The organism is Magnetospirillum sp. XM-1 (genome assembly GCF_001511835.1).
Lineage (GTDB): Bacteria > Pseudomonadota > Alphaproteobacteria > Rhodospirillales > Magnetospirillaceae > Phaeospirillum.
This window is the reverse complement of record NZ_LN997848.1, coordinates 1,023,914-1,043,498: the sequence shown is the minus strand read 5'-3', so window position 1 is coordinate 1,043,498 and position 19,585 is coordinate 1,023,914. Positions and strand designations below refer to the sequence as shown.

At 67.6% G+C, this 19,585-nt stretch carries 16 protein-coding genes; 2 read left to right on the top strand and 14 right to left on the bottom strand.

The window, feature by feature from the left end; genetic code table 11:
* Positions 1-26 precede the first annotated feature (26 nt).
* Positions 27-1,538, bottom strand: coding sequence for an indolepyruvate oxidoreductase subunit beta family protein (locus XM1_RS04970; RefSeq protein ID WP_082700383.1), 1,512 nt, complete (start codon positions 1,536-1,538; stop codon positions 27-29).
* Positions 1,539-1,669: 131 nt separating this feature from the next.
* Between XM1_RS04970 and XM1_RS04965 the strand changes: the two genes are divergently transcribed.
* Together XM1_RS04965 and XM1_RS04960 are read left to right on the top strand one after the other, a co-directional pair.
* Positions 1,670-2,125 carry a BPSL0067 family protein gene (locus XM1_RS04965; RefSeq protein ID WP_068430671.1) on the top strand — a complete coding sequence of 152 codons (456 nt, stop codon included), beginning with the start codon at positions 1,670-1,672 and terminating at the stop codon, positions 2,123-2,125.
* A gap of 30 nt (positions 2,126-2,155) precedes the next feature.
* Positions 2,156-2,557, top strand: coding sequence for a hypothetical protein (locus XM1_RS04960; RefSeq protein WP_068430668.1), 402 nt, complete (start codon positions 2,156-2,158; stop codon positions 2,555-2,557).
* 2 nt (positions 2,558-2,559) lie between these two features.
* Here XM1_RS04960 and XM1_RS04955 read toward each other — a convergent pair whose 3' ends face one another.
* The 13 genes from XM1_RS04955 to XM1_RS04895 form a co-directional block, all read right to left on the bottom strand.
* Positions 2,560-4,659: an indolepyruvate ferredoxin oxidoreductase subunit alpha gene (locus XM1_RS04955; protein ID WP_068430665.1), complete on the bottom strand. Its 2,100-nt coding sequence runs from the start codon at positions 4,657-4,659 to the stop codon at positions 2,560-2,562.
* 53 nt (positions 4,660-4,712) lie between these two features.
* A complete protein-coding gene (paaG, locus tag XM1_RS04950) occupies positions 4,713-5,498 on the bottom strand; it encodes a 2-(1,2-epoxy-1,2-dihydrophenyl)acetyl-CoA isomerase PaaG (RefSeq protein ID WP_068430662.1) in 786 nt (261 codons plus the stop codon).
* A complete protein-coding gene (locus tag XM1_RS04945; RefSeq protein ID WP_068430659.1) occupies positions 5,498-5,974 on the bottom strand; it encodes a thioesterase family protein in 477 nt (158 codons plus the stop codon). Before XM1_RS04945 ends, paaG begins: the two co-directional genes overlap by 1 nt.
* Positions 5,958-7,139: a benzoyl-CoA 2,3-epoxidase subunit BoxA gene (gene boxA, locus XM1_RS04940; RefSeq protein WP_068430656.1), complete on the bottom strand. Its 1,182-nt coding sequence runs from the start codon at positions 7,137-7,139 to the stop codon at positions 5,958-5,960. Before boxA ends, XM1_RS04945 begins: the two co-directional genes overlap by 17 nt.
* A 109-nt stretch (positions 7,140-7,248) precedes the next feature.
* Positions 7,249-8,670 (bottom strand): benzoyl-CoA 2,3-epoxidase subunit BoxB, encoded by a 1,422-nt coding sequence (gene boxB / locus XM1_RS04935; RefSeq protein ID WP_068430653.1) that lies wholly within the window; start codon positions 8,668-8,670, stop codon positions 7,249-7,251.
* A 5-nt stretch (positions 8,671-8,675) separates the two neighbouring features.
* Entirely contained in the window at positions 8,676-10,328 is a 1,653-nt protein-coding gene (gene boxC / locus XM1_RS04930) for a 2,3-epoxybenzoyl-CoA dihydrolase (RefSeq protein ID WP_068430650.1), read from the bottom strand.
* Between the two features lie 233 nt (positions 10,329-10,561).
* Positions 10,562-12,109, bottom strand: coding sequence for a 3,4-dehydroadipyl-CoA semialdehyde dehydrogenase (locus XM1_RS04925; RefSeq protein WP_068430647.1), 1,548 nt, complete (start codon positions 12,107-12,109; stop codon positions 10,562-10,564).
* A 4-nt stretch (positions 12,110-12,113) separates the two neighbouring features.
* Positions 12,114-12,902: an alpha/beta fold hydrolase gene (locus XM1_RS04920; protein WP_068430643.1), complete on the bottom strand. Its 789-nt coding sequence runs from the start codon at positions 12,900-12,902 to the stop codon at positions 12,114-12,116.
* A gap of 10 nt (positions 12,903-12,912) precedes the next feature.
* On the bottom strand, positions 12,913-13,383 hold the full coding sequence (locus XM1_RS04915; RefSeq protein ID WP_068430640.1) for a DUF4863 family protein: 471 nt from the start codon (positions 13,381-13,383) through the stop codon (positions 12,913-12,915).
* A 65-nt stretch (positions 13,384-13,448) separates the two neighbouring features.
* Positions 13,449-16,118, bottom strand: coding sequence for a formate dehydrogenase subunit alpha (fdhF, locus tag XM1_RS04910; RefSeq protein ID WP_068430637.1), 2,670 nt, complete (start codon positions 16,116-16,118; stop codon positions 13,449-13,451).
* Positions 16,115-17,707: an NADH-ubiquinone oxidoreductase-F iron-sulfur binding region domain-containing protein gene (locus XM1_RS04905; protein ID WP_068430634.1), complete on the bottom strand. Its 1,593-nt coding sequence runs from the start codon at positions 17,705-17,707 to the stop codon at positions 16,115-16,117. Before XM1_RS04905 ends, fdhF begins: the two co-directional genes overlap by 4 nt.
* A 31-nt stretch (positions 17,708-17,738) precedes the next feature.
* On the bottom strand, positions 17,739-18,611 hold the full coding sequence (locus XM1_RS04900; protein ID WP_068430632.1) for a helix-turn-helix transcriptional regulator: 873 nt from the start codon (positions 18,609-18,611) through the stop codon (positions 17,739-17,741).
* A gap of 102 nt (positions 18,612-18,713) precedes the next feature.
* Positions 18,714-19,559 (bottom strand): LD-carboxypeptidase, encoded by an 846-nt coding sequence (locus XM1_RS04895; protein ID WP_068430629.1) that lies wholly within the window; start codon positions 19,557-19,559, stop codon positions 18,714-18,716.
* Positions 19,560-19,585: the final 26 nt, after the last annotated feature.

Here is a 19,585-nt window from a genome sequence, read left to right as displayed (position 1 = left end):
GGGCAAGCCCCCACTGTCAATCGGGCTTACGCCGCTGCCTTTTCCCCGATAGCCACCAGGGTGCGCTCCAGGCGCGCGCCCTCCGGGTCGGCCAGGGCGGCGGCACGGGCATTGGCCAGCGCGTCCAGGGCGAAGGCCAGCGGCCAGCGCCCGGCGGCCGCCGGGGCGATGACGCCATCGCGGATACGCTGGAAATTGGCGGTACCGCGTCTCCAGGTCTCGCCATAGCCCTTGATCAGGCGGGCGCATTCGGCGACTTCGATGCCGAGAGCGGGCGACAGGCGGGCGGCGGCGGCCAAGGCGGCCAGCCAGTCCTCGATTCCCGCCTGCTCCTGGGTGAAGCGGTGGGAGAAGCGCCGCCAGGGCTTGAGGCCCGCCAGCAGCCGCAGCGAGGCATAGCCCAGAATGCCGTTGGCATTGACCTGACGCCCCCAGGCCACCTTGTCGGCCCAGCCGCCCCGGTGGGCGGCATCGAGAATGGGCCGGGCCAGGAAGCCGGGCAGCAGGGCGCAGACCTCTTCCAGGCCGGGCTTGAGGAAGTCCTTGACCACCACCGGCTGGCCGGGGCGGGCGGCGATCTCGGCACGGATACGCTCCAGGCGCTCGGGCGCTGTCTTCAGGCGCGCCACATGGATGACGTCCTCGAAGCTCATGCGCACCGCCAGATATTTGGCGGCGCGGGCCAGCACCGCCTCGTCGCTGGTGGCGGCGGCCAGGGCCTCCAGCCGCTCGGCGTAAAGCCGGGCGTAGCGGACATCCTGATAGGCGACCAGACGCTTCACCCCTTCCTGGGCCACGGCGCGGGCGCCCGCCGGCAGGACGTCGAGCCGGGCGAACACCGCCTCGGCCCCCGCCACCTCGGCATGGGGGCGCTTGTGGGAGGCGGGCGGCGCGGCGGGAACCTCGCCCCGGGCCGCCGCCAGCCCCAGGCGGAAGCCCTTGAGGTTGCTTTCCACCGCCTTGCCCGAGGCGACAATCTGCTCTTCGAAGGTCTCAGGCGGAATGGGCAGACGGCCGCTGCCCGCCACCGCGCCCAGCAACACGGCGTTGATCACGCAGCCCGCCGATCTGGCCGCCTGCTCCATGTCGAACAGCAGGCGGTCGCTTGTGCCGGCGGCGATGGCGGCCAGCAAGTGCTCGGAATCATAGCGGCCGTCGCCCATCTCCATCTTCTCGGCCATCGCGTGGACCCGGTGGGTCGAGGCGATCAGATGGGTGCGGTCGGGGCCGGACCAGCCCCGCGTTACGCTGCGCGCCGCCTCCATCAGCTCGGTGGCGACGATCAAATCCACCTCGCCCACCGACGGCGACAGGGCCAGGATCGGCTCGGCATCGCCCAGCTCGGCCAGGGGCGTGGGGAAGATCTCGACGTAATAGGTGGTGGCGCCGGTGCGCTGGGCCACGCCCGGCACCGAGGTGCTTTGCACCGCGAGGCCCGAGGCGTTGGCCGCCTCGACAATCCAGTCGGTGAGCACGCCGCCGCCCTCGCCGCCCATGGCGGCGACGACCAGGCACAGGGGACGGGTCGCGACGTTCATGCCGCCCTCCTTCCAAACGAGAACAAATTGACAACAATGTCGTTGGCGGCTAGGCTTTGCCCATCAACGCCACCACTCCGTCCAGCAACAGGCCGCCCCCGTCGGGCGGCCTTTTTCATTGGAGAGCCGCCATGCCGAACCCTTACGACCCCGCCCAGCCCCGCGACGATCACGGCCGCTGGTCCGAGACCGCGTCCGAGCACGGATATGTGGTCAAGGACATCGACGCCAAGATGGCGAAGGCCATCGCCGGCGGTAAGCAGGTAGGCGAAAGCAAGGAATGCGTCGCCCTGGTCAAGCATCTGGCCCCCGAAGTGGGCCGTGCCGCCGACTGGCACGAAGGCCCTCCCATTCTGAGCTACGGCAATCCGCCGCTGGAACGCGGCACGCCCATCGCCACCTTCGAGAACTATCGATATCCGAACCGGGCCAGGGGCAATCATGCCGCCATCTTCCTGGAATACGGCCTCCACGAGGGGCAGACCGGGATGTGGGTGCTGGACCAGTCGAACGGGCTTGAGCCGGATCGACGGCATATTCCGTTCCGGGGCCGAGCCGAACGGTACTCGGTTATCAAACGCAAGTGAGTGTGGCAGCATGATGATGGAGACATCGCCATGCTGCGTTTTCTGTCCATGCTTGTCCTCATCCTCACCACCACTCCGGCGTTTCCCGGGGTGGTGGAATGCCCACTGAAGGATCCCGAGAACCCCACGCACATATTGAGTGGGGCGGGAAGCAATGCCGGCGACGAAATGGATGCCGACGTCGTGCGGCGAGGAGACATCTGGCATGAAACCGAATACCTGGAAAAATGGCATGTGAGGGACGCCAAACTGACCTGTTCCTATCGCGGTCCCCAGGGCCGTGGCCGCAGTATCGTTCTCAAGGTCCCCGGCCTGATGCTCCGCTGCGACTACTTGGCCCAGGACGTCCTGAAACCCCAGCCCGTGGAGCCCGGCACCGGCGGCCCCGTCGAGACCCGCTTCCTGCGCGTCTGGTGTACGTCGCGCCCCTAGATTCATGCCCGCGCCCTCCCCTGCATCCAGCCGATGACCCGGCGGCGCAAACCGTCCAGCCAGAGGTCGAAGCGGCTGGGGTTCTGAATCACCTCGGCCCGCCAGAAGGAGGGACAGAGTGCTGCGGCGTGGGCCACCTCGCCGCACAGCCCGCAGCCGACGCAGGACTGGATCACCGAGGCGACCGGATCGTCCCGCAACGGGTCGGGGTTGGGCTTGATGGTCAGCGACGGGCAGCCCGACAGCCGGATGCAGGCGTGGTCGCCGGAACAGATGTCGTCATCGACGCCATAGCGCACGCGCACCACCCGTTCCCCCGCCTTCAGCTTGGCGGCGTCCTCGGCCTTGACGCGGCGCTGGCGGGCCAGCTGGCATTCGCCATCGGCGATGATGACCCGCAGGCCCTTGCCCGCCCCCTTGATGGCGTCCTTGAGCGTCTCGCGCATGGTGGCGACCGAGTAGGAGCGCACCTTGCGCAGCCACTTCACCCCCATGACCTTCAGCGTCGCCTCGATGTCCATGGGGGTTTCGTTGCGATGTCCCTCGGCCAGGGTCGAGGGCATGAATTGCTGCCCCGTCGCCGAGGTGTAGCCGTTCTGCAGGATGACCAGCACGCCGTCGCCCTTGTTGAACAGGTTGCCGGCCACGCCCGAGATGATGCCGTTGTGCCAGAAGCCGCCATCGCCCATCACCGCCACCGGCCGCTTGCCGGTGACCGCGCCCACCGCCGCCGAGGAGGCGAGGCTCATGCCGAAGCCTAAGATGGAATTGCCCATGGAGAACGGCGGCAGGGTGCCGAAGGAATGGCAACCGATATCGGCGGAAACGTGAGTCTGGCCCACCTCCTTCTGCGCCAGCTTCAAGGCGCTGAACACCGGACGCTCGGGACAGCCGGTGCAAAAGCCGGGCGGGCGGCCGGGTAAATCCTTGTCCAGCAGGGTGGAGGCCGCCTTGCGCCGCGCGTCAACCTGATTGACGATGGCCTGGGCCGGTTCGGAGCCCAGGAATTTCGCCAGCCCGGCGGCCAGCACGTCGGCGGTGTACTCGCCGGCCTGGGGCAGGCAGTCCTTGCCATGAAGCTCCGTCTGGATGTCGGCCTGGCGCATCATCAGCGACAGGGTCTGTTCCAGGTATTCCGGCGTGCCTTCCTCGACCATCAGCACCGATTGCTTGCCGGCGCAGAACTCCGCCACCTCCTCGGGCACCAGCGGCCAGGTGACGTTGAGGCAGTAGATGGGGATCTGGGAATGACCCAGCGCGTCGGCGAGCCCAAGCTTGGCCAGGGCGCGCATCAGGGAATTGTAGAGGCCGCCCTGGACGATGATGCCCACGTCCGAACGGCTGCCGGGGAAGAGTTCGTTGAGTTGATGCTCGCGGATGAAGGCGCGTGCCGCCGGCAGGCGATGCGCCACCTTGGCCGCCTCGTGGGCGAAGGTGCTGGGCGGATGGGACAGCCGCCCATAATCGAAGGCGGCGGGGGCCTGCAGCGCGGCGCCCGGCTTGTTGGCCTTGGTCTTGAAGCTGCCGGTGACGTGGCAGGCCTTGATGCGCAACTCCACCATCACCGGGGTGTTACTGGCCTCCGACAGTTCGAAGCCCTTTTCCACCATATGGACGATGGTGGGCAGATGGGGGCGCGGGTCTAAGAGCCACAGGGACGACTTCATGGCGAAGGCGTGGCTGCGCTCCTGAATAACGCTTGCCCCGTCGCCGTAATCCTCGCCGATGATAATCAGCGCGCCGCCGATGACGCCGGGCGAGGCCAGGTTGGACAGCGCATCCGAGGCCACGTTGGTGCCCACCACCGATTTCCAGGTGACCGCGCCCCGCACCGGATAGGCCAGCGAGGCAGCCAGCAAAGCGGCCGCCCCGGCCTCGTTGGTGGCAGCCTCCACATGCACGCCCAGCTCGGCCAGCAGGTCCTCGGCGTCGATCAGCACGTCCATCAGGTGCGAGACGGGCGCGCCCTGATAGCCGCCCACATAGGTGACGCCCGATTGCAGCAGCGCCTTGGTCACCGCCAGGATGCCCTCGCCCCGGAAGGTCTCGCCTTCGCCTAAGCGCAGCAACCCGATTTCATGCTGGAACGACCGTTCGGCCATGCCGCCCTCCTGAAAGTCATTCCAAATACATGTAGGGACGATACATCAAGGAATCACCGCCCCAGGAACTTCGGCGCCCGCTTTTCCATGAAGGCCCGCACCCCTTCGGCATAATCGTGGGTGCGCCCCGCTTCGGCCTGGAGGTCGCGTTCCAGGTCCAGCTGGGCGTCCAGCGTATTGGCGCCGGACCGGGCCAGGGCCTTCTTCATGAGGGCGAGGCCCCGTGTCGGCTGGGACGCCAGTTGGGCCGCCATGGCCAGCACCTGGGGCAACAGCTGGTCGTCATCGACGCATTGCCAGATCATGCCCCACTGGGCGGCCTGCTCGGCCGTCACCTTGTCGCCCAGCATCATCAGCGCCGTGGCCCGGGCATTGCCCACCAGACGCGGCAGGGTCCAGGTGCCGCCCGAATCGGGGACCAGGCCCACCTTGCAGAAGCTCTGGACGAAGGCGGCGGATTTGGCCGCCACCACGATGTCGCAGGCCAGCGCCAGATTGGCGCCTGCGCCGGCGGCAACGCCGTTGACGGCGCAGATCACCGGCATGGGCAGGGCCTTGATGGCCCGGATCAGCGGGTTGTAGCGGGCGTCGAGCGATTCCCCCAGGTCGGGGGGCGGATCGCCGGGCTTGGACACCCGGTCGGACAGGTCCTGGCCGGCGCAAAAGCCCTTGCCCGCCCCGGTGATCACCAGACAGCGCGTGCCGTCCTCGGCCGCGTGGGCGATGGCGGATCGAAGCGCCCCATGCATGGCGACATTGAAGGCGTTGACGCGTTCGGGACGGTTCAGGGTGATGGTGGTGACATCGCCCGAGCGGGCGACCAGAACGGATTCGGTCATTATGCGGCGGCCTCCGCCAGTTGGGCGCGATAGGCTTCGAGGCGGGCCCGCATGGGACCGGGCATGGGAACCGCCTTCACCTTTTCCTGATCGGCGACGACGCAGACGAAGCTGGTCTCGAAGGCGACCACGTCGTCGCCGCGCTTGCCGATGGTGCGGAAATGGATGGAGGAGCCGCCCACCTTGTCGACCAGCACCGCGATGTCCACCCGGTCGCCGGGGCGTAAGGGGGCCTTGATCTCCATGCCGATCTTGACGAAGGGCGTGCCCAAGCCGTGCTCCTTGTTGATGGTGTACCAGTCATAGCCGATGACGTCGGCCATGAAGACTTCCAGCGCCTCCATGGCGTATTCCAGGAAGCGCGGCGTGTAGACGATGCGCGCCGCGTCCGAATCGCCGAAATGGACCCGGCGACGATGGACGAAGACGCCGCCCTCGATGGCCTCGATCTCTTCCAGCTCAGTAGGTTTCGACATGGTAGCGCCCTTCCTCGCGCATGCGCGGCCGCAGGCCCGCCCAGTCCAGGCCGTGCAGGCGGCAGATATCGGCGAAGGCCTCGTCGCAGCCCTGCTCCATGCCCTTCAGGCCGCAGATGAACACGTGGGTCTTGTCCGATCCCAGCAGGGCGGCCAGTTCGTCGGCCCGCTCGCGCAGCTTGTCCTGGACGTATTGCTTGGGCTGCTCGGGCACCCGCGAGAAGGCCAGGTTCACGTCGATCAGGCTTTTGGGCAGCTTCATCAGCGGCCCGAAATAGGGAAGCTCTTCCGGCGTGCGGGCGCCGAAGAACAGCATCAGCTTGCCCGAGGCATCCTGGGCATTGCGGCGGCGGCGTTCGGTGAAGCCCCGGAAGGGCGCCGCCCCGGTGCCGGTGCAGATCATGATGATGTTGGCATCCGGGTCGTCGGGCATCAGGAAAGCCTGGCCGAAGGGACCGGCCACGCTCACCTCGTCGCCCTTCTTCAGGTCGCAGACATAGTTGGAGCCGATACCGCCCGGCACCCTTTTCACCGTCAGCGCCAGATTGTTGAAGCCGGTGCGCTCGCCTTCCCGGGGGGACGCGATGGAGTAAAGCCTGATGTTGTAGGCGCGGCCCTTGGCGTCGGTGCCCGGCGGCACGATGCCGATGCTCTGGCCTTCCAGGAAGGGAAAGGCGTTGTGCGAGAAGTCGAGCACCACGTGGTGGATGTCGGATTCGGTGCCGTCGCCGGTGATGCGCATGTTGCCGGCGACCCGCGCGGTCACCGGCTTTTCGCGGGAATAGAGGTTGGTGTAGGGCTTGGCCGCGCTGGCGGGCGGCGGCACCGACGGCCCCGTCGTCGCCGTGGCGGCGGCCAGCAGGTCACTCACCTCCTCGGGGGCCAGGGCGGGCGCTTCGGCCTCGCCGGGGCCGGTCTCGCCCACCGGCAATTCCTCCCAGCCATACTGGTCGTCGATGCTCCAGGGCCTGGACACCAGCAGCCAGTTGTCGATGGCCCCGGTGGGGCACGGCGAGACGCAGGCACGGCAGAAATTGCACTTCTCGGCCATCACCACGTAGTTGTTGCGGTCGTGGGTGATGGCGTCCTGGGGGCAGGTTTCCTCGCAGGTGTTGCAGCGGATGCAGACCACCGGGTCGATGAGATGCTGGCGTTTGAGTTCCATGGCGGCGGCCCTTTCCGAATCTCCCTCCCCCGGCTTTGCTGGGGGAGGGGCGGGGTGGGGGCCCTCCTCCCAGCCTCCCCCCACCTGTGGCGGGGGGAGGGGTTTTGTCTTACGCAAACCGGACGTAGTCGAAGTCCACCGCCTGGTTGTTGATGCCACGGGCCGGCGGAGCGATCCAGTTGGCGAACTTGCCGGGCTGGGTCACCGCGCCGCCCATCAGCGACTGGACATAGGCCAGGTCGGACTGGGACGGCAGCCACTCGTCGCGGCGGCGTTCGAACTCTTCCGTCGAGATGACCTTGCCGGACGGATCGACCGCGATGTCGGAGAAGTGGCCGATGGCGCGGTTGAAGGCCAGGTGCGGCAGGGTCAGCCTGAAATCGATGCCGTACTTGGCGATGATCTTGTTCCAGCGCTCGACGCCCTTGGCCACGTCCTCGGCCCAGTCCAGGCGCAGACGCTCGTTGAGCGCGTTCAAGGCCGGGACCTCGATGGCCTGGAAGCCGCCGCTCACCGGATGGAGCACCGAGTAGGTGGTGTTTTCCAGCTGGTGGTCGTCGCCGATCTTGGTCTCCTCGAAGCGGCCCTTGAGGCCCATGTTGTACGAGGTCGCCGCGTTGGTGGAGACTTCGGCGCCGTAGAGGTCCGAGGTCACCGAGTAGTGGAAGTTGAGGTAGCGCTGGATGGTGGGCAGGTCAATGACGCCGAACTTGCGGACGTCGTCGGTGCGGTTCTCCTTCATCACCTGGCAGGCGCGCTCGATGATGCGGCCCACGCCGGATTCACCCACGAACATGTGGTGGGCTTCCTCGGTCAGCATGAAGCGGCAGGACCGCGACAGCGGATCGAAGCCGGATTCGGCGAGCGCGCACAGCTGGTACTTGCCGTCGCGGTCGGTGATGAAGGTGAACATGAAGAAGGCCAGCCAGTCGGCAGTCTTTTCGTTGAAGGCGCCCAGGATGCGCGGCTTGTCCTCGTCACCCGAGCGGCGCTGCAGCATCTCCTCGGCCTCTTCGCGGCCGTCCTTGCCGAAATGGGCGTGCAGCAGGTAGACCATGGCCCACAGGTGGCGGCCTTCCTCCACATTGACCTGGAACAGGTTGCGCAGGTCGTAGAGCGAGGGGCAGCACTTGCCCAGCAGGCGCTGCTGCTCCACCGAGGCCGGCTCGGTATCGCCCTGAACGGTGATCAGGCGGCGCAGCATGGCGCGGTATTCGCCGGGAACCTCCTGCCAGGCGTCCTCGCCCTTGTGGGCGCCGAAATTGACCTTGCGGTCCTTCTCCGGCGGCGCCAGGAAGATGCCCCAGCGGTAATCCTCCATCTTCACATGGCCGAACTGGGCCCAGCCGTCGGGCTCGGCCGAGATGGCGGTGCGCAGGTAGACCTCGGAAGTGGCGGTGCCCTCGGGCCCCATTTCCTTCCACCAGTCGATGTAGTGGGGCTGCCAGGATTCCAGGGCGCGCTGCAGCTTCCGGTCCTCGGACAGGTTGACGTTGTTGGGGATCTTTTCGGCGTAATTGATCGAGGACATGACGGTTACACCCTTTCCTGATTGTAGGCGGCACGCTTGCCGGTGCCGTAGAGCTTGAGCGCTCCGCCATCGCCGACGGCGTTGGGGCGCTGGAAGATCCAGTTCTGCCAGGCGGTCAAGCGGCCGAAGATCTTGGTTTCCATGGTTTCGGGGCCGGCGAAGCGCAGATTGGCTTCCATGCCGGTGAGCGAATCGGGCGAGAAGGCGGCCCGCTCCTCGATCATCAGACGGATCTCGTCCTCCCAATCGATGTCGTCGGGCGTGCCGGTAACCAGGCCAAGCTTGGCCGCCGCGGCGGCGTCCAGATCCTGGCCGATGGTGTCACGCGCCTTGGCGACACTGTCGGGCTCGCCCAGGAAGCGGGTGGCGAGGCGCGAGATGCCGTTGCCCATGGGCAGGCCTTCGAAGTTGAGGCCGGAGAGACGGATAGTCGCCTCGGGGGCGGGATTGTCCTCGAAGGTGCCGTCCAGCATGAAGGAACGGTCGGCGGCGAACAGGATCTCGGCGACGAAGCCGGCGAAGCAGGAACCGGGCTCGACCAGGGCGAACAGGGTGCGGCTGGTGACATCCAGCCTCTTCATGGTCCGCTTCCAGTAGAGCAGGGTTTCGCGCACCAGCCAGTCCGAAGCCCCGAACTTCTGCAACGCGGCGTCGTAGCCCATCACCAGACCGGCATCGCCTTGGGTGCGGAACACCCAGGTGGCGACGGTGATCTCGTTGGCGCGCAGGTGCAGGATGGCATCGTCCAGCTCGCGCGCCAGCGCCAGGGGATAGAAGTCCACGCCTTGGGCCTTGATGGCGGCCAGCCCCTCGGGACAGGCGGAATTCGGGCCCTTGATCGTGATGTTGGCGGCCCGCGTGTCGCGGTCGAAGACGATGTCGATGTGGGGGTAGCTGACGCGGTCGGCGTCGATGACGCGGGCGACGGGGATGAGCGTCACGCCCTTCTCGCCCGTCGGGCGGTCGGACTTGGCGGCCAGCTGGGCGGCGCGTTCATCCACGGCGGCCTTGAACTTCGACGAGGGGACCACCTCGTCCACCAGCCGCCACTCCACGGCGCGCTTGCCCTTCACGCCCTCCTCGATGGAGCAGAAGATGTCGGCCAGGTCGCGGCGGACCTTGCGCTTGTCCACCACGCGGGTCAGCCCGCCGGTGCCGGGCAGCACGGCCAGCAGCGGCACTTCGGGCAGCGAGACCGCCGTGTTGCCGTCGTCGACCATCATGATGTAGTCGGTGGCCAGAGCCAGTTCGTAGCCGCCGCCGGCCGCCGTACCGCTGACCGCGCACAGATAGGTCTGGCGCGAGTTCTCGGTGGCGTCCTCGATGGAGTTGCGGGTCTCGTTGGTGAACTTGCAGAAGTTCACCTTGTGGCCGTGGGAAGAGACGCCCAGCATCTTGATGTTGGCGCCGGCGCAGAAGATCTTCGGGTTGGCGGACGCCATCACCACGGCGCGCACTTCCGGATGCTCGAAGCGCAGGCGCTGCACGGCGTCGTACAGCTCGATGTCCACGCCGAGATCATAGGAATTCATCTTCAGCTCGTAGCCCGGCGCCAGGGTCGAAGCCGGGTCCACATCCATGGTCAGCGTCGCCACCGGGCCGTTGAACGACAGCTTCCAGTGGCGATAGCTCTCGGGGGAGGTTTGAAAGTTGATCATGGGCGTGCCGCCTCGGTTGGAATGACTGAATGCATTATAGTGCAGGTTTGGAATCGTTCGCAAGAGCAATTTGGTATTAAAGTACCGTTTTGCCGATTGCCTTGCATTATCCTGCATGTGGGGAGGCGCGCCTCGCTTGTCATCCCGAGCGCAAGCGAGGGATCTTTCAGCCGCTGGCGGCCGCCGATATCGGGTGAAAGACCCTTCGCCACCGGCTCAGGGTGACAAAACGATCAGAGCGCGACCACCGCCGCGCCCTCGGTCATGGCGTCGAGCATGGCCCGGCTGCCCTGGATGGCCGAGCGCTGCATGTAGAAGCGCAAGCCGCGAAGCCCACCCAGTTCCTCGCCGCCGCCGGCCCGGCCCGGTCCGCCGTGGACGCAATGGGGCATGACCACGCCGTGGCCGGAATGGCTGGACGCCACCGAACCATCCACCACCAGGACCCGGCCGTGATGGGTGGCGATAGCCGGAACGAAGGCGGCCAGGAAGGCCCCGTCGCCCGAGAACACCGAGGCCGCCAGCGAGCCGCCGCCCCTCCGGGCCAGTTCCACCGCCTGCTCGACGCCGTCATAGGGCATCAGGGTGGCGACGGGGCCGAACACCTCGATCTCGTGAATGGCCTTGGCGGCAAGGGGGTCGTTGCACAGCAGCAACGTCGGCGGTACGAAGCAACCACCATCGTCGTTACCGCCGCCCGCCACCACCTGGGCCTCGGCCTTCAGCCTGTCCAGCCCGGCCCAGGCGGCCTGGGCCTGGGAGCGGCTGACCAGCGGGCCCATGCGCACGCCCTCGGTACGGGGATCGCCCATTACCGCCTTGGCCAGGGCGGCTTTCAGCGCCTCGACCACCGCGTCGGCGCGGTTGCCCGGCACCAGCACCCGGCGGATGGCGGTGCATTTCTGCCCGGCCTTGACGGTCATCTCGCGCGACACTTCCTTGATGAAGGCGGCGAATTCGGCCGAATCGGGCGCAGCGTCCGGCCCCAGGGCACAGAGGTTCAAGGAATCCGCCTCCACCGCGAAGCGGATGTTGGAACGGATGACGTTGGGGTGCGAGCGCAGCTGCTCCGCCGTGTCGGCCGAGCCGGTGAAGGCCACCACGTCGCCGGGCTGCAAATGGTCCATCAGGTCGCGCCCGCCGCCGCACAACAGCGAGATCGCGCCTTCGGGCAGCACGCCGGCCGCCACCACATCCCTGACCATCTCGTAGGCCAAGAGACAGGTGGCGGTGGCGGGCTTGGCCAGGAAGGGCACGCCGGCCAGCAGGCTTACCGCCGCCTTCTCCCACAGCCCCCAGGAGGGGAAGTTGAAGGCGTTGATGTGGACGGCCACCTGGGCCGAACTGGTCCAGATATGGCGGCCGCGGAAGGCCTCGTCCTTGGTCAGCTGGTCGTCGGAGGCCTCGGCCAGAATTTTTGCCTCGCCCAGCTTGCGTCCGATGGAGGCGTAGTATTTGAGCGTGCCGATGCCGCCGTCCACGTCGAGCGTCGCATCCATCGCCGTGTTGCCGGAATTGGCCAGCGCGATGGCGTTATAGCGCTCGCGGTTCTCGGCCAGCACGCCGGCCACCGCGTTGATCAGCCCGGCGCGAGCGGCGAAGGTGAGCGCACGCAGCGCCGGTCCGCCCTTGGTCCGGGCATAGGCCAGCGCCTCTGCCATGTCCAGGCCGTCGCCGGACGCGGTGGCCAGCACCTCGCCGCTGACCGGGTCCTTCAACTGCGCGCCCGAACCGGCGCCGTCCTGCCAACGCCCGGCGAGATAGCTCTGCAAGCGGATCATGGGATCATCCTATGGATTTGACGAAGCGCGTGATGGCGGCGAGCGTCGCCACGGGCTGGTCCTTGTGGGGGGAATGGCGGCAGCCGTCGAGCAGCACCACTTCGGCGCCCGCCCCGGCCTTGGCCTCGATGGATTCGTATTGGACATGGCTGCCGTATTCGTCGTCACGGCCCTGGATCACCATCACCGGCACCCGAATGCCGGGCAGGAACTCTTCCAGGTTCCATTTCATGAAATCGGGATCGAGCCAGGCGCCGTTCCAGCCCCAGAAGGCGCAATCGACGTTGTCCCCATGCAGCTTCATCAGGCGTTGGCGCAGATCGCCGGTCTCGTACGCCACCTTGGCCTGGCGGATAGAGGCGACGCAGATCTCCTCGTTCATCACGTGGGGCGCCAGGCAGACCACGCCCACGATATCGGGGGCCTGGGTGCCGCCGGCATGGATCAAGGCGATGGAGGCGCCGTCGGAATGGCCCACCAGCACCACCGGCCCCAGGTCAAGGTGCTCGAGCAGATGGGTCAGCACGTCCAGGCCCTCGTGATGCATGTAGGTGAGAGGACGGGGCAGATTGACGGGACTGGACCGGCCATAGCCCCGGCGGGAATAGATGAACACCCCGCATCCCGTCGCCTCGGCCACCTGATCGGGGAAATCGCGCCAGATGCCGACGCAGCCCAGGCCTTCGTGCAGGAAGACCAGGGTGGGCCGTCCCGGCGTGCGGGGGTGGACCCAGCGGTATTCCAGCCGCTGGTCACCCATGTCGATCATGCCGTGCTGATGCTCACGCCACATGGGCTCGTCCTCACTTGGGCCGCGAGAAATCGATCTGCCCGTCGGGCAGCAGGTAGAGCACCAGGGCGGCGCCCTCGGTCAGGGTCGGACGGTGGGCGGTGTCGGGGCCATAGACCAGCCAGCCGCGCGGCGCGCCGTCGAACTTGGCACCCGGATCGATGGACATGATCATGTCGATCTCGCCTAGGGGGTGGCGGTGGCGCGGCCCCACCACATCCTTCATGTGGACCACGTCGATGGAAAAGCCCGACAATTCGGCGTCGGCCTCGGCGACCCTGCCGTAGCGGATGCCGCCATGCTCGTTCTCGCACATCCAGCCTTCGGCGATAGCCTTATGACAGGCCGCCTCGATGGACTTGAACACCTCACCGCCCTCGGGGAAGCGGGCATTCAGCACGCCCGCCAGGGAGTCATCGACCGGCAGCCCGGCGATGGAAGAGGTTACCTGCGCCACCAGCGCCTTGAATGCGGACTTGGACACGGCCGATCGCTCCCGTTGAGATGAACGACCGGAACTATATCACCTGAATTGCCGCCTTAGAAGCATTATAATGCATATAGCCGAACGGCAGAGACCTTCAGTTCGGGAATCTTCGCCACCGGGTCCAGCACCGGATTGGTCAGCAGGTTGGCCGCCGCCTCGGTGAAGCAGAAGGGCATGAACAGCGCGCCGGGCTCGAGCCGCGAATCCGCCGCCGCCACCGCCTGGATGCTGCCGCGCCGGCTTTCCAGACGCACCATGGCGCCCTCGTCCAGCCCCAGGCGGGCCATGTCCACGGGACTGACATTGACCGCCGGCACGCCTTGCAGGGTGTCGAGCACCCCTGAGCGCCGCGTCATGGAACCGGTGTGCCAATGTTCCAGCACCCGCCCGGTGGACAGCAGGAAGGGGAAGGCCGCGTCGGGAACTTCCGCCGGGGCGAGGCCCGAGGCGGGAACCAGCCGGGCCTTGCCGGTCTCGGTGGGGAAGGCATCGTCGAACAGGATGGCCTTGCCCGCCGGATAGGTGATGCCGCCTTCGCCTTCCAGCCGGTCCCAGGTGATGCCGGCGAGCGAGCCCATCAGGCCCCGCATCTCGTCGAACACGGCTTTGGGGCCGTCATAGCTCCAGGGCAGGCCCAGACGCCTCGCCATCTCGGCAATGATCCACAAATCGGGCCGCGCCTCGCCCGGCGGGTCGATGACCTGGCGGCCCAGCTGCACGTGGCGGTCGGTGTTGGTGAAGGTGCCGGTCTTTTCGAAGAAGCTGGACGCCGGCAGCACCACGTCGGCCAGCATGGCGGTCTCGGTGAGGAAGATGTCCTGGACCACCAGATGGTCGAGACCCGCCAGCGCGCCCCTTGCATGGGCGAGGTCGGGATCGGACATGGCCGGGTTCTCGCCCTCCACGTACATGCCGCGAATCTCGCCCTTTTCCGCCGCCTTCATCATTTCGACCACGGTCAGGCCGGGGACGGAATCCAGCGCCAGCCCCCAGCCGGCCTCGAAGCGGCCTCGCGCCGCCTCCATCCCCACCCGGCCGTAATCGGGCAGCATCATGGGGATCAGCCCGGCATCCGACGCGCCCTGGACGTTGTTCTGTCCCCGCAACGGATGCAGGCCGGACCCCGCCTTGCCCACCTGCCCGCACAGCAGGGCCAGCGCGATCAGGCAACGGGAATTGTCGGTGCCGTGGCTGTGCTGCGACACCCCCATGCCCCACAGGATCATGGCAGAGGCGGCGCGGGCATAAAGGCGCGCCACCGCCCGGATGGCGCCGGCATCGATGCCGCAGACCGGGGCCATGGCTTCGGGGGAATAGGCGTCGAGATGTGCGGCCAGCTCGGCGAAGCCGATGGTGCGCGCCGCCACGAAATCCTTGTCGTACAGCTCCTCGGCGACGATGACGTGCAGCAGGGCGTTGAGCAGCGCCACGTCGGTGCCGTTGTTGAATTTCAGGTGATGGCTGGCGAAGCGGGTCAGCGCCTGGCCCCGGGGGTCGAGGATCACCAGCCGCGCCCCCTTCTTCACGGCGTTCTTGATGAAGCTAGCCGCCACCGGATGGTTGGCGGACGGGTTGGCGCCGATCAGGATGATCACCTCGGCGTTTGCCACCTCAGCCACCGGCGCGGTGACGGCGCCCGACCCGATGCCTTCCAGGAGCGCCGCCACCGAGGAGGCGTGGCACAGCCGGGTGCAGTGGTCGACGTTGTTGGACTTAAAGCCGGTGCGCACCAGCTTCTGGAACAGATAGGCCTCCTCGTTGGAGCCCTTGGCCGAGCCCAGTCCCGCCAGCGATTCCTTGGGCAGCCGTTTGAGCCCCGCGGCGGCGAAATCCAGCGCCTCGTCCCAGGTGGCAGGGCGGAAATGGGTAAAGGGATCGGCCGGATCGATCAGTTCCTTGGGCGCGCCTTCCTTGCGGATCAGCGGCACGGTCAGGCGCTGGGGATGGCGGGAATAGTCGAAGCCGAAGCGGCCCTTGACGCACAGGCGTTCGTGGTTGGCCAGTCCGTCGCGTCCCGTGGCGGCGATGATCTCGTCGCCCGTCACATGGTAGGTGACCTGGCAGCCGACGCCGCAATAGGGACACAGGCTGTCGACGCTGCGCTCGGCCTTAACCGGGCCGCCCGCCGGCAGCAGCGCGCCGGTAGGGCAGGCCTGGACGCATTCGCCGCAGCCGACGCAGGAACTGGCCCCCATGGGATCATTGAAGTCGAAGGTGATGCGGCTCTCCGCCCCCCTTCCGCTCATGCCGATCACGTCGTTGACCTGCACCTCGCGGCAGGCGCGCAGGCACAGCGTGCAGTGGATGCAGGCGTCAAGCCGCACTGCCATGGCCGGGTGGGACGCGTCGAGGCGGATGGGAGCGGCGGTAGGAGCGAAGCGGCTCTTCGTCACCCCCACCTGCCCGGCCCAGCGCTTAAAGGCCGAGTCGGGATCGGGCGAGGCGTGATCGGCCAGCAGCAGCTCGAACACCAGCTTGCGCGCCTTCTCCACCCGCTCGCCCCGGCTGATCACCACCATGCCGGGGGAAGGCGTGCGGCGACACGACGCCGCCAGGGCGCGTTCGCCCTTGATCTCGACGACGCAGGCGCGGCAATTGCCCTCGGGCGCAAAGCCGGGCCGGTCGGTGTGGCACAGGTGCGGCAGCGTGTTGCCCAAACGCTTGGACACCTGCCACAGGGTCTCACCGTCTTCGGCCTCCACCTCGGCTCCGTCCAGGGTGAAGCGGATCATCTCGCCACCTCCGGGAAGTGACGCAACAGGCTCTGCCACACATTGGGCGCCGCCTGGCCCAACCCGCAGATGGAGGCATCACGCATCACGCTCGCCAGATCATGCAGCAGGTCCCGGTCCCAATCCGGCCGGGCCAGCAGGTCCACCGACTTGGCGGTGCCCACCCGGCAGGGGGTACACTGGCCGCAGCTTTCATGGGCGAAGAAGCGCGCAAGGTCCAGCGCCGCCGCCCGCAGGTCGTCGGCCTGGGAGAACACCACCACCGCCGCCGAGCCGATGAAGCCGCCATGCTCCTCGATGGCGCCGAAGGCTAAGGGCGGCGTCAGGTGGGCGGGCAAAAAGCCGCCCGAGGCGCCGCCCGGCAGATAGGCGGAGAGGCGATGCCCCGCTTCCATGCCGCCGCAGAATTCCTCGATCAGCTCGGTGATGGTGATGCCGTTGGGGGCGATCTTGACCCCCGGCTCGCTGACCCGGCCCGAGACGGAATAGGTGCGAAAGCCCTGGTGTCCGTTGCGGCCCGCACGAGCGAACAATTCCGCCCCCTCGGCCAGGATGCGGCTGACCCAGTAGAGGGTCTCGACGTTGTTGACCAGGGTGGGCCGTCCGAACAGCCCGACCTCCGCCACATAGGGCGGACGCTGGCGCGGGTAGCCGCGCTTGCCTTCCAGGCTTTCGATCAGCGCCGATTCCTCGCCGCAGACATAGGCGCCGGCGCCCCGGCGCAGGTGGATTGTCACGCCGCCGGGCAGCCGGCGAATCGCCTCGCCCAGGGCTTTATGCAGGTCTGCATACTCGTCGCGGAGATAGATATAGGCCTCGTCCGCCTCCACCGCCCAGGCGGCGACGAGCGTGCCTTCCAGGACACGGGCGGCGTGATGCTCCAGGAACCAGCGGTCCTTGAAGGTGCCGGGCTCGCCCTCGTCGGCGTTGACCACCACCAGGCGCGGCGCGGCTTGCGCCGCCACGCTCCGCCACTTGCGGGCGGTGGGAAAGCCCGCCCCGCCCATGCCGCGCAGGCCCGCCTTATCCAGTTCGGCCAGCGCCTCGTCGCGGGGCAACTCGCCCGACAGGCAGCGGGCCAGGACGGGATAATCATAGGCGGGCGACGCCGCCGTGACTTGGGCCGAAGCCAGGGCCGCCGCCACCTTGCCCCCGTCGGCCGCCCGCACCGGAACCTTGCCGGCCAGGGCGGCGGGGGCGTGGTCGCACAATCCCATGCAGGGCGCGTCCTCCACCGCCACGCCCTCGGGCAGGCCGTTCATGTCGAGGGGACGCATGGCGCAGGCCGGGCCGGTGCAGCGGCGCACCACGGCCTTGGGCGCCGTCTCGTCGTCACCCAGCAGACGGAAATGGGCGTAGAAACTGGCCACCTCCTGCACCTCGGCGGGGGCAAGGCGCATCTCCTCGGCCAGGGCGGCCAAGTGGCGGCGATGCAGGCCGCCGAAGCGATCCTGCAGCACGTGCAGGTTCTCGATCAGCAGGTCGCGGCGGCGGAAATCCGCGGGCAGCAGCGAGACGATCTCGGCCACGGATTGGGGCGAGGCGGCGGCGGGGCCGAGACGGCGGTGGGTGCGGGGGGCGGCGCTCATGCCATGCACTATAGTGCATGTGTGCGAAGAATCACAGTCCCAGATGCGGGGCGCACAGGCGCGACAATTCCTCGACGCTGTCGGCGATGGCGCGGCCCGAGGTGTTGAGCACCGCGTCGGCCCGGCCATAGAGATGGCGCCGGGCATCGAGGATGGTGCGCAGATCCTCCATGGCCGCCATCTGCTGGCCGGCGATGGGGCGCATGTCGCCCTGGCCCATGACGCGGCGCATGTGGTCCTCCGGGCTGGCCTGGACCCAGACGGTGAAGCACGATTGCAGCAGCAATTCGAAGGTGCGGGGCTCGGAGACCAGGGACCCACCGGCCTCCAGCACCATGGAGGGGTAGCCCTCCACCGTATTCTCCAGGGCGGAGTATTCCAGCTTGCGATAGCCCTTCTGGCCCATGGACAGCAGGATCTCGGTCATGTCCATGCCGGCCAGCTGCTCGATCACCGAGGTGATGCGCACGAAGGGCGCGCCGAAGCGTTCGGCCACCGCCTGGCCCAGCGTGGTCTTGCCGGCGCCGCGCAAGCCGATCAGCGCCACCCGGCGCTTGAGCTTCAAGCCCCGCTTGAAATTCTGGCGCAGCAGGACATAGGCCTCGGATTGCTGGTCGGGGCTCAGCTGGTCGAGGAACTTCTTGGCCAGCGGCAGGTCGGGGTGGCTGGCCTCGGATTCCGCCTCGATCATCTCGGTGATGGGGGTATCCATGGCCTGGGCCAGCAGCCACAGGATGTTGACGCTGACATTGGCCTGCCCGCCCTCCAACTGGGCGAGGTAGCGTTCGGAAATGCCGGCATGGTTGGACAGATCCTTGCGCGACATGCCGCGCCGGGCGCGGAAGCGCTTGACCCGATCCCCCAGCCGTCTGGCGAGAACGGCGAATTCCGCCTGTTCGACCATGTTTCCCGTACCCGAACCTCAGTTTTGCCCGACCTTCAGTGAAGCACGGGAGTGCCGGATTGGCTAGTGCCGACATGCATTATGATGCATGAAATAGGCATCTCACACCCGCCATAAACCGAACGGCACCACCTTGTTGCCCACGTCGTGGCCGATATCGGCGCGGCCGAGATAGGCGATGCCCGAGCGCTGGCACCAGGCCCGCGCCACCTCTTCCTCGCTTTGTCCGAAATCGGGCCGGTTGGGCGGAATGTCGGAACAGCGGCCCAGCTTCAGCCCCGCCACCCAGCGCATGGCCGGGTTGCCGGTCAGCTGGAACAGGTCGCGGTCGATGCGGTACATGTATTCCGAAACCTCCTCGACCATCAGCACATGGCCCGACAGATCGGGCTGCCAGGGCGTGCCCATCAGATGGCACAGAATGGTGAGGTTGAAGGCCGCCGCCGGCACTTCCGCCGACAGGGACGGCTCCAGCGCCTGAGGATTGCGCTCTACCAGGAAGGAGAGCGCCCGAGCCACCGCCGCCTCGCCGCCCGCGCGGATGACGTCCACCGGCATGGGACCGTGGGCGAGGCGGGTGAATCCCCTTCCATACAGCGCGCCCAGCAGCGAACCGGCGTCGGAATAGCCCATGTAGACCTTGTGGCGCGCCACCTCGCCCAGGGCGGGCAGCACGGCTTCGATCAGGCGGCAGGCGCCGTAGCCGCCGCGCGCGAACCACAGGGCGTCCAGGCTTTCGTCATTGGCGGTCTGGACGAAGGCGGCGGCGCGGCTTTCGTCGGAGCCGGCGAAATGGCCGCGGCTTTCGAAGCATTGGGGATGGAACACCAGTTCCACCCGCCCGCCGGGATAGAGGCGGCCGGCCAGCGCCGTCACCCGCTCGGCCACGTCGCGGTCGATGGCGGAGCCCGGCGCGACGACGCCGATCCTGGTCTTGCGCTCAGCCATCCCCGCCGATTCCCTTGCCGTGTGGA